The following is a 13,466-nucleotide window of genomic DNA, read 5'->3' on the forward strand; positions in this document are numbered from 1 at the left end:
GGCGGTGTTTCACGTGAAACACCGCCCCTTCGCACTTCTGGTTCTGCCTGCTACTTGTTGTCTCCCAGGCAGAGCGTGAAGGAATCGCCGGTTTCCTTCCACGTCAGCGTCGCCGTCGTCCCCGTAACGCTCTGGCACGTCAGCTGGGCCAGCGAAGCGCCGTCCGCCTTCTTGAGGACCTTGTGCGTGGCCTTGGGGTCGGTGCAGTCGACCTGCACAACATCCGGGTCGGTGCCAGTGCCCTTGTTGTAGAGGCAGTCGCCGACGGCCAGCTTCTTGGCGTCCTCGTCCTTGCTGAAGAGCCAACCGCCCACGATGATGGAGACGCCCGCGATCGCCACGATTATGCGCAGGTACTGCTTGAAGCCCCGCTTCGGGCGCTGCGGCGGGACCGGGGCGTACCCAGCGGTCGGCTGCTGCGGGAACCCGGGCTGGCCCGGCTGCTGCGGGTATCCCTGCGGGGGCTGCTGGCCGTACGGGGCCTGACCCTGGGGCGGCTGGCCGTAGGGCGGCTGGCCCTGAGCGAACGGGTTCTGGCCCTGGGGCGGCGGAGTTGTCACTTGGGGGTCCCCCTAGAACGTAAGCGCGTGATGCGAATAAGACGCACGTAAGCTATCGGGACCCTGTGACATCTCAGTAGTCAGGATTGGCTCTGTGGCACTGATGTGACACTTACTGAAGTTCAAAGCGGCCCATAGCGCCCGCAATTGACGCGTAGACCACCGCCACGGTCACGACGAGGGAAACCGACCGTCCGTCAGAAGGCAGTATCAGAGCGGCTACTGCAGCCGCTCCGACGAAAGCCACGTTGAACAGGACGTCGTAAACGGAGAAGATTCGGCCGCGGAAGCCGTCGTCGACAGAGGACTGCACGATCGTGTCCGTGGCGATCTTCGCTCCCTGCGTGGTCACGCCCAGCACGAATGCGGCGACCAGCATGGGCGCGGGCGCGAACGGGAGACACAGTGCGGGTTCCAGGACCGCGGCGGCTCCGGCACAGACGGCGATCCAGCGGCCGGGGCCCAGTTGCCCGGCTGCCCAAGGTGTCGCCACGGCCGCGACGAAGAAGCCGGCTCCCGAGACACCCACGGCCAGCCCCAGGAGCGCCAGCCCGTCGTCCGAGCCGACTGCCCATGCGTAGCGGCAGAGCATCAGCACCATGACCGTCAGGGCGCCGTAGCAGAAGCGCATCAGCGTCATGGCCATCAGAGCCCAGGCCGCCTCCCGCCGTTGGCGCTCCGCAAGATGACGTACGCCCGCCGCAAGGCCTCGTGCCGTGCCGGCGAGGGCCGTGGCCAGATGAGGGTGGACCAACTCCTGCTCGGGCCCGAGGAGGTCCGGGGCGATGCGCAGGGAGGCCAGGGCCGCGCAGAGGTACAGCGCCGCTCCCACGAGGACCACCGTCGCGTCGGAGTCCGGGACGACCAGCCGTACGGCGAACGCGAGACCTCCACCGAGGGTCGCCGCGAGCGTTCCGGCGGTCGGTGAAAGGGAGTTGGCCAGTACGAGACGGTCCGCGTCCACGACACGGGGCAGCGAAGCCGAGAGCCCGGCCAGGACGAATCGGTTGACCGCGGTGACCGAGAGCGCGGAGGCGTAGAAGAGCCAGTCGGGGACATCGCTCAGGATCAGGACCGCTGTCACGCATGCCAGTGCCGTGCGCAGCAGATTGCCGTACAGGAAGACCTGCCGACGCCGCCATCGGTCCAGCAGGACACCCGCGAAGGGACCGATGAGGGAGTAAGGGAGCAGCAGCACCGCCATCGCGGAGGCGATCGACGCCGCCGAGGTCTGCTTCTCCGGTGAGAAGACCACATAGGTGGCCAGCGCGATCTGATAGACGCCGTCGGCGCCCTGGGACAGCAGTCGTACGCCGAGCAGGCGTCTGAATCCCTGGAAGCGCAGGAGGACGCGCAGGTCACGCACGACGGCCATGGGGCACAGCCTCACATACGAGGAGGGTCCCCGGGCGCAATGCCCGGGGACCCTCAACAGCAGGCGCGAAGCTGTGCTTTAGCGCTCGACCTCGCCCTTGATGAACTTCTCGACGTTGGCGAAGGCCTCGTCGTCGAAGTACTGGACCGGCGGGGACTTCATGAAGTAGCTCGACGCGGAGAGGATCGGGCCGCCGATGCCGCGGTCCTTGGCGATCTTCGCTGCGCGCACGGCGTCGATGATGACGCCGGCCGAGTTCGGGGAGTCCCAGACCTCGAGCTTGTACTCCAGGTTCAGCGGGACGTCGCCGAAGGCGCGGCCCTCGAGGCGGACGTACGCCCACTTGCGGTCGTCCAGCCAGGCCACGTAGTCCGAGGGACCGATGTGGACGTTCTTCTCGCCCAGGTCACGGTCGGGGATCTGCGAGGTGACGGCCTGCGTCTTCGAGATCTTCTTGGACTCGAGGCGGTCGCGCTCCAGCATGTTCTTGAAGTCCATGTTGCCGCCGACGTTGAGCTGCATGGTGCGCTCAAGACGGACACCGCGGTCCTCGAACAGCTTCGCCATCACACGGTGCGTGATGGTCGCGCCGACCTGCGACTTGATGTCGTCACCGATGATCGGGACGCCCGCCTCGGTGAACTTGTCCGCCCACTCCTTGGTGCCGGCGATGAAGACCGGGAGGGCGTTGACGAAGGCGACCTTGGCGTCGATGGCGCACTGGGCGTAGAACTTCGCCGCGTCCTCGGAACCGACGGGCAGGTAGCAGACGAGGACGTCGACCTGCTTGTCCTTGAGGATCTGGACCACGTCGACCGGGGCCTCGGCGGACTCCTCGATGGTCATGCGGTAGTACTTACCGAGACCGTCCAGGGTGTGACCGCGCTGGACCGTGATGCCCTTGTTCGGGACGTCGCAGATCTTGATGGTGTTGTTCTCGCTGGCACCGATGGCGTCGGAGAGGTCGAGACCGACCTTCTTCGCGTCGACGTCGAACGCGGCGACGAACTCGACGTCACCGACGTGGTAGTCGCCGAACTGGACGTGCATCAGGCCGGGGACCTTGGTCGCCGGGTCGGCGTCCTTGTAGTACTCGACGCCCTGAACCAGCGAGGCGGCGCAGTTGCCCACGCCGACGATGGCTACGCGAACCGAACCCATTCCGGTTGCTCCCTGTGTGTATCGGTGAAACCCCGGATGGGTCTCACGTTGCGGTGTCGTCGGACGGATCCGGCCGGGTGCTGTCCCGGTGCCGGGGCAGGCCGCCCGTCTCTCCAGATGTGATGTCCTGCTGAGCGGAGCCTTCGGAGGCGGACTGCTTGATGTCCCGTCCGGCCCGCTCGCTCTCGATGAGCTCGTTCAGCCAGCGCACTTCGCGCTCCACGGACTCCATTCCGTGGCGCTGGAGCTCAAGCGTGTAGTCGTCGAGGCGCTCCCGGGTGCGCGCCAGTGAGGCGCGCATCTTCTCGAGGCGCTCCTCCAGACGGCTGCGGCGACCCTCCAGTACGCGCATGCGTACATCGCGTGACGTCTGCCCGAAGAAGGCGAAGCGAGCGGCGAAGTGCTCGTCCTCGTACGCGTCGGGACCCGTCTGCGCGAGAAGTTCCTCGAAGTGTTCCTTACCTTCGGCCGTCAATCGATAGACGATTTTGGCGCGACGCCCTGCGAGCGTTGCCGTGAGGGCGTCTTCAGGTGTGGATCCTGATTCCTCGATCAACCAGCCGTTGGCGACCAGCGTCTTGAGGCAGGGGTAGAGGGTTCCGTAACTGAAGGCACGGAACACGCCCAGTGACGTATTGAGTCGTTTGCGCAGCTCATAGCCGTGCATCGGGGACTCGCGGAGCAGGCCGAGTACAGCGAACTCGAGGATCCCGGAACGCCGGCTCATCGTCGCCTCCTCCCTGTCGCTGTCTCGTCGGCACGGTCTTTATGCCGCGCTGATGTATCGACTCGATACATCAGCACGATAGAACGCCGCTGCGGATGCGACAAGAGGGGACAGGGTGAACGGCGTCACATCACCGATTCATACGAAGCAAGTTGCCTGATTTGGGGTGAACTTCGGTGCTAGGCAGGTTTTGACGGTGCGTAGTCTGTGCGGCATGCACACCACCGGGAACCGAGTGACGCCTGAGAACGTCAACGTCTTCGGTGCAGTACGGGTGAATGCGCTAACGACCGCATCCGTACTTCGGGGGGACCGGAAACCAGCCGCCGTTTCCAGGCGCGCAAAGGTGCGCCTGCCCGAGGAGTAATCGTTCGATGAGCGAGCACCGTCGCAAACCGCCGCAGCCGCAGGGCGGCGGACGTGCCGCGGCCCGGCGCGGCCAGCCACAGCCCGGGCCGTCCGCAGGCCGCCGTGAGACACCGCGAGGCGCCACCGGGTCTCCTTCCGATTCTTACGACTCGGGGGGTGGAGAGAGCCCGTTCGGTAGCCGTGCCGAGGCACGGCGGGCCACACAGAGAGGGAGCAACGGAGGCCGGCGCAGAGCCGCCGACGGCGCGGGACACGGTGGCCCCGGAGGAGGGGGCGGCCGACGTGGTGGTCCTCCGGGCCCGAGCGGGCCAGGACGCGGCCGAGGCCGCGCCCCCGAGCCTGCCCGTAAACGCATCATCGACTACCCGCGCGCCGGTAAGTACGGCGCCGCGCGCTGGGTGCCGTCCTGGAAGCTCGTGACGGGGCTGTTCATCGGCTTCTGCGGCAGCCTGGTCGTGGCCGCGAGCGTCGCGTACGCCCTGGTGGGCATCCCGGTCGTCGGCAAGACGGCCAAGGCGCAGAACAACGTCTACTACTGGAAGAACGGCGACACGATGGTCGCCACGGGTGGTGAGACCAACCGCCAGATCATCGGCTACGCGACGATCCCCAAGGAAATGCGCTGGGCGGTCATGTCGGCCGAGAACAAGACGTTCGAGACCGACAGCGGCGTCGACCCGATGGGCATCGCCCGTGCCTTCGTGAACATGGCCAAGGGCGGTCAGACGCAGGGTGGCTCCACCATCACCCAGCAGTACGTGAAGAACGCGATGCTGGAGGACCAGTCGCAGACGGTCTCCCGCAAGCTCAGGGAGCTGTTCGTCTCCATCAAGGTCGGCGCCAGGGTGCCCAAGGAAGACATCATGGCCGGCTACCTGAACTCCGCGTACTACGGGCGCAACGCTTACGGGATCCAGGCCGCGTCTCGTGCCTACTTCGACAAGGAAGCCAAGGACCTGAACCCGAGCCAGTGCGCCTTCCTGGCGGCGGTGCTCAAGGGTGCCACGTACTACGACCCCGCGGGCGCCCAGTCGATCGACCCGGCAGCCTCACCTCAGGCCAACCGCAAGCGCGCGGAGATCCGCTGGAAGTGGATTCTCGACGAAGAGGTCAAGGACGGCCGCCTGAGCCAAGCGGTGCGGGACAAGTACACCGAGTTCCCCGAGATCCAGAGCCCGCGGTCCAACGCAGCGCTGAGCGGGCAGATCGGTTATCTCGTCGATCTGGCCAACTCGTACCTGATCAACAACAGCGACAAGACCGGGATCACGGAGACCAGGCTTCGGCAGGGTGGTCTCGAGATCCACACGACCTTCGACCAGGCGAAGGTCAACGCGCTCGAGGCCGCGGTGAAGAAGGTCCAGAAGGCCAACATAAAGCCCAAGCTGCGCCCGAAGACGGACAAGTACGTCCAGTTCGGCGGAGCGTCCGTGGACCCGGACACCGGCGCGATCAAGGCCATCTACGGCGGTGTGGACGCGACCAAGCACTTCACCGACAACGCCGACCAGACCGGTGCCCAGGTGGGTTCGACGTTCAAGCCCTTCGTCCTGGCGGCCGCCATGTCCTGGGGTGCCAGGAATCCCGATGGGGACCCGGAGCAGGCGCAGGACGAGCGCACCATCGTCTCGCCGAAGAGCCTGTACAGCGGCAAGAACAAGCTCAAGATCAAGGACTACGACGAAACGGACTGGAAGGACGACAAGGGCAAGGAGTGGCTGCAGACGAACGACGGTCAGCAGTCGTACAACCCGCCCAGCTACAAGATCGACCTGCGTGAGGCGATGCGCGAGTCCGTCAACTCCGCCTATGTCCAGCTGGGCATGGATGTCGGCCTGGACAAGGTCAAGGCAGCCGTCGTGGACGCGGGCATCAAGGAGTCGAGCCTCGCCAGTTCGAGGTTCCCGTCGTTCTCCCTCGGTACCTCATCTCCGAGTGCGATCCGTATGGCCGGCGCGTACGCCACCTTCGCGGCCAGCGGCGAGCAGCGGGATCCGTACTCGGTCGAGAAGGTGACCGACAAGAACGGCATGGTCTTCCAGCACGACAAGATCGCGAAGACGAAGGACGCCTTCACCGCGGCGGTCGCCGACAACGTCACCGACGTCCTGAAGACCGTCGTGGAGAAGGGCACCGGCACCAACGCCCAGTTGAAGGGCCGCGAGGTGGCCGGCAAGACCGGTACGACCGACGGCAACAAGTCCGCTTGGTTCGTCGGGTACACCCCGCAGCTGGCCACGTCGATCGGCATGTACCGCCTGGACGACGACGAGACCAAGAAGAATCGCGAGTTCCTGCAGATGTACGGCACGGGCGGCGAGAAGACCATTCACGGCGCTTCGTTCCCGTCTCAGATCTGGCGGGACTACATGGAGGTGGCGCTCAAGGGCGAGAAGGCGGAGGCCTTCCCGAAGCCCGAGGACATCGGTGTGGTCCTCAATGACACCCCGAGCCCGACGCCGACGCCTTCGGCCACCGAGAGCGTGACCGAGAGCCCGACGCCGACTCCCACCCCCAGCGAGACCCTGACGTCCCCCTCGCCCTCCGCGAGCGAGACCTGCAGGAAGTTCGACTTCAACTGCCAGAACACCGGTGGGACCGACACGGGCGGTACCGATACGGGTGGCACCACCGACGGGGGGGTGAGTGCTTCACCCACGGAATCCGCCTCTACCGGGACCAGTAGAGGCAACGGCAATGGCAGCAACAGCGGAGGCCTCTTCGGAGGGCCGAGCGGATAGCCGCCTCCGTGTGTGTTTCACGTGAAACACACCGTTTCACGTGAAACGAGGGCCGCCACACCGACCAGGTGGGGCGGCCCTCGGCCTATTCCTAGACGCGTACGGCAGGATGTGCGGCATGCCCAGTGCAGAGACGACGCGAGCGAGCGTGCACGAGCCGGAGCTGGTGCGGCCGACCAAGGATGACGAGGTCGCCGCCAGCGGCAGTGAGCTGATCGGCGGCCCCATCGGGCGGAGGGCCCTGCTCGGGACGTCCTGGTGGACGCCCGTGCGGGTCGTCGCGCTGATGGCGATCGGCATGTTCGCCCTCGGTATGGTCCAGAAGCTGCCTTGCTACGACGGCGGCTGGTTCTTCGGAGCCAGTTCGCAGTACACGCACGCCTGCTACTCGGACATCCCGCACCTCTACCAGGGGCGAGGATTCGCCGACGGTCTTGTGCCGTACTTCGACAAGATCCCCGGCGACATGGAGTACCTCGAGTACCCGGTACTGACCGGCGTGTTCATGGAGGTCGCGGCCTGGCTCACTCCGGGCAGCGGAAGCATCCAGGACCAGGAGCAGATCTACTGGATGGTCAATGCGGGGATGCTGATGGTGTGCGCGGCGGTCATCGCCGTATGCACAGCACGTACCCACCGCCGTCGCCCCTGGGACGGCCTCCTGGTCGCTCTGGCGCCCGCCTTCGCGCTCACGGCCACCATCAACTGGGATCTCCTCGCCGTGGCCCTGCTGGCCGCCGCGATGCTCATGTGGTCGCGGGGACGCGCTCTGGCCTTCGGTGTTCTGATCGGGCTCGCCACGGCCGCCAAGTTCTACCCGTTCCTGGTGCTCGGGCCGCTCTTCCTGCTGTGCTGGCGGGCGGGCAAGTGGCGTGAGTTCGGAACGGCGCTGCTCGGTGCCGTTGGTGCCTGGCTGGTCGTCAACCTTCCGGTCATGTACTTCGCGCCCGAGGGATGGGCGAAGTTCTACAGCTTCAGCCATGACCGTGGCGTCGACTTCGGTTCGGTCTTCCTGTTCATCTCGCAGTGGCTGAAGATCACGATCACCCCCGACGCGGCCAACGCGTGGGCGCTGATCATGATGCTGATCATCTGTGCCGGGCTGAGCGCCGTCACGCTCACCGCCCCGCGCCGCCCCCGCTTCGCCCAGCTCGCTTTCCTGATCGTCGCGGCCTTCATTCTCACGAACAAGGTCTACTCGCCGCAGTACGTTCTGTGGCTCGTCCCGCTCGCCGCGCTGGCCCGGCCGCGCTGGCGGGACTTCCTGATCTGGCAGGCGTGCGAGGTCGCGTACTTCCTGGGCATCTGGATGTACCTCGCGTACACGACCAGCGGGGAAGCTCACAAGGGTCTGCCGACCGACGGATACCAAGTCGCCATCGCGGTCCACCTGTTGGGGACGCTGTACCTGTGCGCGGTGGTCGTACGGGACATCTTCATGCCGGAGCGCGACGTGGTGCGCCGAGCCGGGGACGACGACCCGTCCGGCGGGCTGCTCGACGGCGCCGAGGACGTCTTCGTGCTCGGCGCGGCCGCTCATCCGCCGCGGCACGCCGCCCAGTTCGACGGGCTCCCCCAGGTCGACTGGGGCGGCCGGAACGCGTCGCCCGAGGACCGTTCGCTCTGAGCGAACAGGGTCGGGGAGAGGCACGAAAAAGGCCGTACACGGTTTCCGTGTACGGCCTTTTGGCTGGGGCGGAGAGCGCTGACCCCGGGGTCAGCGCTCGACCACGCGGTCGAACTGCGTGGTGGTGTGCCGCAGGTGGGCCACCAGTTCGTCGCCGACCTTCGGCTCCGAGGCGTCGGACGGCACGAAGAGGATCGAGACCTGCATGTGCGGGGGCTCGGCGAACCAGCGCTGCTTGCCCGCCCAGACGAACGGAGAAAGGTTCCGGTTGACCGTCGCGAGGCCGGCGCGTGCGACGCCCTTGGCGCGCGGCATGACGCCGTGCAGCGCCTTGGGGGCCTCCAGGCCCACCCCGTGCGACGTACCGCCCGCCACGACCACGAGCCAGCCGTCGCCGGCCGCCTTCTGCTGCCGGTAGCCGAAGCGGTCGCCCTTGGAGACGCGTGTGACGTCCAGGACGGCCCCGCGGTACTCGGTGGCCTCGTGGTCCCCCAGCCACAGCCGCGTGCCGATACGGGCGCGGAAGTGGGTCTGCGGGAACTGCTGCTGAAGTCGCGCGAGTTCCTCGGCCTTGAGGTGGCTGACGAACATCGTGTGCAGGGGCAGGCGGGCCGCACGGAGACGGTCCATCCAGCCGATGACCTCCTCGACGGCGTCCGAGCCGTCGGTGCGGTCCAGCGGCAGGTGGATCGCGAAGCCCTCGAGCCGGACGTTCTCGATGGCGGAGTGCAGATGCGGCAGCTCCTCCTCCCTCACTCCGTGCCGCTTCATCGAGGACATCACCTCGATGACGACACGGGCGCCCACAAGGCCGTACACGCCGTCGATGGACGACACGGAGCGGATGACACGGTCGGGCAGCGGTACGGGCTCCTCGCCCCGCCTGAACGGCGTCAGGACCAGCAGATCGCCGCCGAACCAGTCCTTGATCCGGGCGGCCTCGTACGTGGTGCCGACGGCGAGGATGTCCGAGCCAAGGCGGGTGGCCTCGTCAGCGAGCCGTTCGTGGCCGAAGCCGTAGCCGTTGCCTTTGCAGACGGGGACCAGCCCCGGAAACTGCTCGGACACCTGCTTGTGGTGTGCCCGCCAGCGCGCGGTGTCGACGTAGAGCGTGAGCGCCATGGCCGGTCCCGGAACCTTTCTCGTGGCTGCGGTGTATCAGAGGTATGAAAAGGAATTGTCGCCGATTCGCCGGACCGATGGGGCGATGCCGGGCTGGAACAGCGGCTCGGCATGCGGTTCGGGACGGCTCAGCGGCGCGACATGTAGATGTCGAGCGCCTTGTGGAGCAGCTTGTTGAGCGGGAAGTCCCACTCGCCGAGATACTCCGCGGCCTCTCCGCCCGTGCCCACCTTGAACTGGATCAGGCCGAAGAGGTGATCGGTCTCGTCCAGCGAGTCGGAGATGCCACGCAGGTCGTAGACCGTGGCTCCCAGGGCGTACGAGTCGCGCAGCATGCGCCACTGCATCGCGTTCGAGGGCCGGTGCTCGCGCCCGATGTTGTCCGAGGCGCCGTAGGAGTACCAGACGTGTCCGCCGACGACGAGCATCGTCGCGGCCGACAGGTTCACCCCGTTGTGACGTGCGAAATAGAGCCGCATGCGGTTGGGGTCCTCGGTGTTGAGGGCCGTCCACATGCGCTGGAAGTACGACAGCGGGCGGGGCCGGAAGTGGTCGCGCACGGCGGTGATCTCGTACAGCCGCTGCCACTCCTCCAGGTCCTGGTATCCGCCCTGGACGACCTCGACGCCCGCCTTCTCGGCCTTCTTGATGTTGCGGCGCCACAGCTGGTTGAAGTTCCTGTGGACCTCTTCCAGGGAGCGGTTGGCGAGCGGCACCTGGAAGACATAGCGGGGCTGGACGTCGCCGAAGCCGGCACCGCCGTCCTCGCCCTGCTGCCAGCCCATGCGGCGCAGCTTGTCGGCGACCTCGAAGGCGCGCGGTTCGATGAAGTCGGCCTCGATGTCGCGAAGGCGCTTCACGTCCGGGTTCTGGATGCCGCCCTTGATGGAGGTGGCTTCCCAGCGCCGGATGATCACCGGCGGGCCCATCTTCACAGAGAAGGCGCCCTGCTGCTTGAGGTGCGCGAGCATCGGCTGCAGCCAGTCGTCGAGGTTCGGCGCGAACCAGTTGATGACAGGACCCTCGGGCAGGTAGGCGAGATAGCGCTTGATCTTGGGCAGCTGGCGGTACAGCACCAGGCCCGCGCCGACCATCTCGCCGGTCCTGTCGTCGAACCATCCGAGGCTCTCCGAGCGCCACTCGGCCTTCACGTCTGCCCAGGCGGGGACCTGCATGTGACTAGCCGCGGGCAGGCTCTGGATGTATGCCAGATGCTGCTCTCGGCTGATGGTCCTCAGGGTCAGGCTCATTCGGGCGCTCCTCGGGCTGGTGTGTCCCCATGGGTACAGGGGCTCCGGCTCTCGCGCCGAAGCCTACTGCGCCCTGCGAGCGCCCCGTCTGGCCGTATCGAACCTGGACCCCGGAGATGGAGTGTGAAGCGTTCCGGGGTCAGGGGAAAACGGACGTTCGACTCAGATCACACCACCGAAGAGGCCGCCGTGAGCCAGGCCGAGGTAGAAGCCGACGCCCGAGAGGCCGAGTCCCACGATCAGTCCGAAGCGCTCTCGGGTCGTCTCGGAGATGAACTGCCCGTAGGCGCCGGCGAGGATCCCGATGAGACCGGCCCAGGAACTGAGCAGATGGAGGCTGTGGAACATCGACGTGGTGAAGGCCAGGACTCCGCACACCAGGGTCACCACGAGCAAGGTGTCCTGGAGCGGATGAGCCTTGCCGTCGGTGGCCAAGAGTGAGCCGGTGGAGCCGGTGGTGTTGGGTCGCATTGCCTGTGCCATAGGGCACCTCCTGCGGAAGGCGGCGCATCGTAGCGCCATACACACCCGATGTGTACAGATTGACGGCCAACCCGGTCGGATTTCAACCGGAAGCCGGTGTGCAGGTAGTCTGTACTCTCTGCACCGGTGTCTGCCCAGGCTCATGGCCAGGTCACGACAGGGATTGCCGCTCGGTTCACCGATCGGCGGGCCCGATTGTCAGTGGCGGCCGATACCGTTGCGTACGCATCACAACCCTCCTGCCACGGAACGACCGTGGCCGTTGAGTCCAAAGGAGGTGGGTTCCACATGCGTCACTACGAAGTGATGGTCATCCTCGACCCCGATCTGGAAGAGCGCGCTGTCGCCCCCCTGATCGAGAACTTCCTCTCCGTTGTCCGTGAGGCCAACGGCAAGGTCGAAAAGGTCGACACCTGGGGCCGTCGTCGTCTCTCGTACGAGATCAAGAAGAAGCCCGAGGGCATCTACTCGGTCATCGACCTGCAGGCCGAGCCTGCGGTCGTCAAGGAGCTCGACCGCCAGATGAACCTGAACGAGTCGGTCCTCCGGACCAAGGTCCTCCGTCCCGAGACCCACTGAGCTTCCAGCTCAGCTGATCTCGGGCATCGAGTAGCAGCACCAGCAGCCAGCAGCAAACCCGCCGAGAGGTTCCCCCATGGCAGGCGAGACCGTCATCACGGTCGTCGGCAATCTTGTCGACGACCCCGAGCTGCGCTTCACCCCTTCCGGTGCGGCGGTCGCGAAGTTCCGTGTCGCGTCCACTCCCCGCACCTTCGACCGTCAGACGAATGAGTGGAAGGACGGCGAGAGCCTGTTCCTGACCTGCTCGGTCTGGCGTCAGGCGGCGGAGAACGTCGCCGAGTCGCTCCAGCGAGGCATGCGCGTCATCGTGCAGGGCCGGCTGAAGCAGCGGTCCTACGAGGACCGTGAGGGCGTCAAGCGCACGGTCTACGAGCTGGATGTAGAGGAAGTCGGCGCCAGCCTGAAGAACGCCACGGCCAAGGTCACCAAGACCACGGGCCGAGGTGGCCAGGGCGGTTACGGCGGCGGTGGTGGCGGCGGCCAGCAGGGCGGCGGCTGGGGCGGTGGCTCCGGCGGTGCTCCGCAGGGCGGCGGCGCTCCTGCCGACGATCCCTGGGCAACCAGCGCTCCCGCTGGTGGCAACCAGGGTGGCGGCGGTGGCGGCGGTGGCGGCTGGGGCGGAAGCTCCGGCGGCTCCGGCGGTTCCGGCGGTTCCGGCGGTTCCGGTGGCGGCTACTCGGACGAGCCCCCCTTCTAGGCCCCAGGGCCGAGGGTGGGCCGTACTCCCACTTCTTGATCACACAGGAGATACACCATGGCGAAGCCGCCTGTGCGCAAGCCGAAGAAGAAGGTCTGCGCGTTCTGCAAGGACAAGGTCACGTACGTGGACTACAAGGACACGAACATGCTGCGGAAGTTCATTTCCGACCGCGGCAAGATCCGTGCCCGCCGCGTGACCGGCAACTGCACGCAGCACCAGCGTGACGTCGCCACGGCTGTGAAGAACAGCCGTGAGATGGCGCTGCTGCCCTACACGTCCACCGCGCGATAAGGGAAGGGTGACCGACAAATGAAGATCATCCTCACCCACGAGGTCTCCGGCCTCGGTGCCGCGGGCGACGTCGTTGACGTCAAGGACGGCTACGCTCGCAACTACCTGATCCCGCGGAACTTTGCGATCCGCTGGACCAAGGGTGGCGAGAAGGACGTCGAGCAGATCCGTCGTGCTCGCAAGATCCACGAGATCGCGACCATCGAGCAGGCCAACGAGATCAAGGCCCGCCTCGAAGGCGTCAAGGTCCGTTTGGCCGTTCGCTCCGGCGACGCCGGTCGTCTCTTCGGTTCCGTCACCCAGGCCGACGTCGCTTCGGCGATCAAGGCGTCCGGTGGCCCCGAGGTCGACAAGCGCCGCATCGAGCTGGGCTCGCCCATCAAGACCTCGGGGGTGAGCGGGATGGCCCTGGAGAAGGTCGCCCCGGTCTCGACTGCCTGTTCCATCGAGGGCACCCAGGCGGCGAGTTTGGGGTGGC

Annotated in this window: 13 protein-coding genes; 6 read left to right on the forward strand and 7 right to left on the reverse strand. The window is 66.5% G+C overall.

Going from position 1 to position 13,466, the window contains the following annotated elements; all coding sequences use genetic code 11:
• Positions 1 to 50: 50 nt before the first annotated feature.
• The 4 genes from ACWD68_RS40645 to ACWD68_RS40660 form a co-directional block, all read right to left on the reverse strand.
• Entirely contained in the window at positions 51 to 560 is a 510-nt protein-coding gene (locus ACWD68_RS40645) for an LppU/SCO3897 family protein (RefSeq protein ID WP_451811507.1), read from the reverse strand.
• A 112-nt stretch (positions 561 to 672) separates the two neighbouring features.
• Positions 673 to 1,935 carry an MFS transporter gene (locus ACWD68_RS40650; protein WP_451811508.1) on the reverse strand — a complete coding sequence of 421 codons (1,263 nt, stop codon included), beginning with the start codon at positions 1,933 to 1,935 and terminating at the stop codon, positions 673 to 675.
• A 78-nt stretch (positions 1,936 to 2,013) separates the two neighbouring features.
• Positions 2,014 to 3,096 (reverse strand): inositol-3-phosphate synthase, encoded by a 1,083-nt coding sequence (locus tag ACWD68_RS40655; RefSeq protein WP_451811509.1) that lies wholly within the window; start codon positions 3,094 to 3,096, stop codon positions 2,014 to 2,016.
• A 43-nt stretch (positions 3,097 to 3,139) separates the two neighbouring features.
• Positions 3,140 to 3,823: a PadR family transcriptional regulator gene (locus ACWD68_RS40660; protein WP_451811510.1), complete on the reverse strand. Its 684-nt coding sequence runs from the start codon at positions 3,821 to 3,823 to the stop codon at positions 3,140 to 3,142.
• A 374-nt stretch (positions 3,824 to 4,197) separates the two neighbouring features.
• Here ACWD68_RS40660 and ACWD68_RS40665 point away from each other — a divergent pair, with 374 nt between their 5' ends.
• Both ACWD68_RS40665 and ACWD68_RS40670 read left to right on the forward strand, forming a co-directional pair.
• Positions 4,198 to 6,933, forward strand: coding sequence for a transglycosylase domain-containing protein (locus ACWD68_RS40665; RefSeq protein WP_451811511.1), 2,736 nt, complete (start codon positions 4,198 to 4,200; stop codon positions 6,931 to 6,933).
• Between the two features lie 118 nt (positions 6,934 to 7,051).
• Positions 7,052 to 8,560: a glycosyltransferase family 87 protein gene (locus ACWD68_RS40670; protein ID WP_451811512.1), complete on the forward strand. Its 1,509-nt coding sequence runs from the start codon at positions 7,052 to 7,054 to the stop codon at positions 8,558 to 8,560.
• A 90-nt stretch (positions 8,561 to 8,650) separates the two neighbouring features.
• Here ACWD68_RS40670 and ACWD68_RS40675 read toward each other — a convergent pair whose 3' ends face one another.
• From ACWD68_RS40675 to ACWD68_RS40685, 3 genes are all read right to left on the reverse strand, one after another.
• Positions 8,651 to 9,682 carry an alanine racemase gene (locus ACWD68_RS40675; RefSeq protein ID WP_451811513.1) on the reverse strand — a complete coding sequence of 344 codons (1,032 nt, stop codon included), beginning with the start codon at positions 9,680 to 9,682 and terminating at the stop codon, positions 8,651 to 8,653.
• Positions 9,683 to 9,810: 128 nt separating this feature from the next.
• The gene (gene femX / locus ACWD68_RS40680; protein WP_451811514.1) at positions 9,811 to 10,932 is read right to left on the reverse strand and encodes a peptidoglycan bridge formation glycyltransferase FemX; all 1,122 of its coding nucleotides are present in this window, start codon (positions 10,930 to 10,932) and stop codon (positions 9,811 to 9,813) included.
• Between the two features lie 162 nt (positions 10,933 to 11,094).
• On the reverse strand, positions 11,095 to 11,415 hold the full coding sequence (locus ACWD68_RS40685; RefSeq protein WP_451811515.1) for a hypothetical protein: 321 nt from the start codon (positions 11,413 to 11,415) through the stop codon (positions 11,095 to 11,097).
• Positions 11,416 to 11,703: 288 nt separating this feature from the next.
• On the opposite strand from ACWD68_RS40685, the gene rpsF reads away from it, so the two are divergent.
• From rpsF to rplI, 4 genes are all read left to right on the forward strand, one after another.
• Positions 11,704 to 11,994 (forward strand): 30S ribosomal protein S6, encoded by a 291-nt coding sequence (gene rpsF, locus ACWD68_RS40690; RefSeq protein WP_017240415.1) that lies wholly within the window; start codon positions 11,704 to 11,706, stop codon positions 11,992 to 11,994.
• A 76-nt stretch (positions 11,995 to 12,070) separates the two neighbouring features.
• Positions 12,071 to 12,694: a single-stranded DNA-binding protein gene (locus tag ACWD68_RS40695; RefSeq protein ID WP_451811516.1), complete on the forward strand. Its 624-nt coding sequence runs from the start codon at positions 12,071 to 12,073 to the stop codon at positions 12,692 to 12,694.
• A 57-nt stretch (positions 12,695 to 12,751) separates the two neighbouring features.
• On the forward strand, positions 12,752 to 12,988 hold the full coding sequence (gene rpsR / locus ACWD68_RS40700) for a 30S ribosomal protein S18 (protein WP_003949403.1): 237 nt from the start codon (positions 12,752 to 12,754) through the stop codon (positions 12,986 to 12,988).
• 18 nt (positions 12,989 to 13,006) lie between these two features.
• A partial coding sequence (gene rplI, locus ACWD68_RS40705; RefSeq protein WP_451811517.1) for a 50S ribosomal protein L9 occupies positions 13,007 to 13,466 on the forward strand: 460 nt, incomplete at its 3' end.

The organism is Streptomyces sp. NPDC005141 (genome assembly GCF_053599975.1).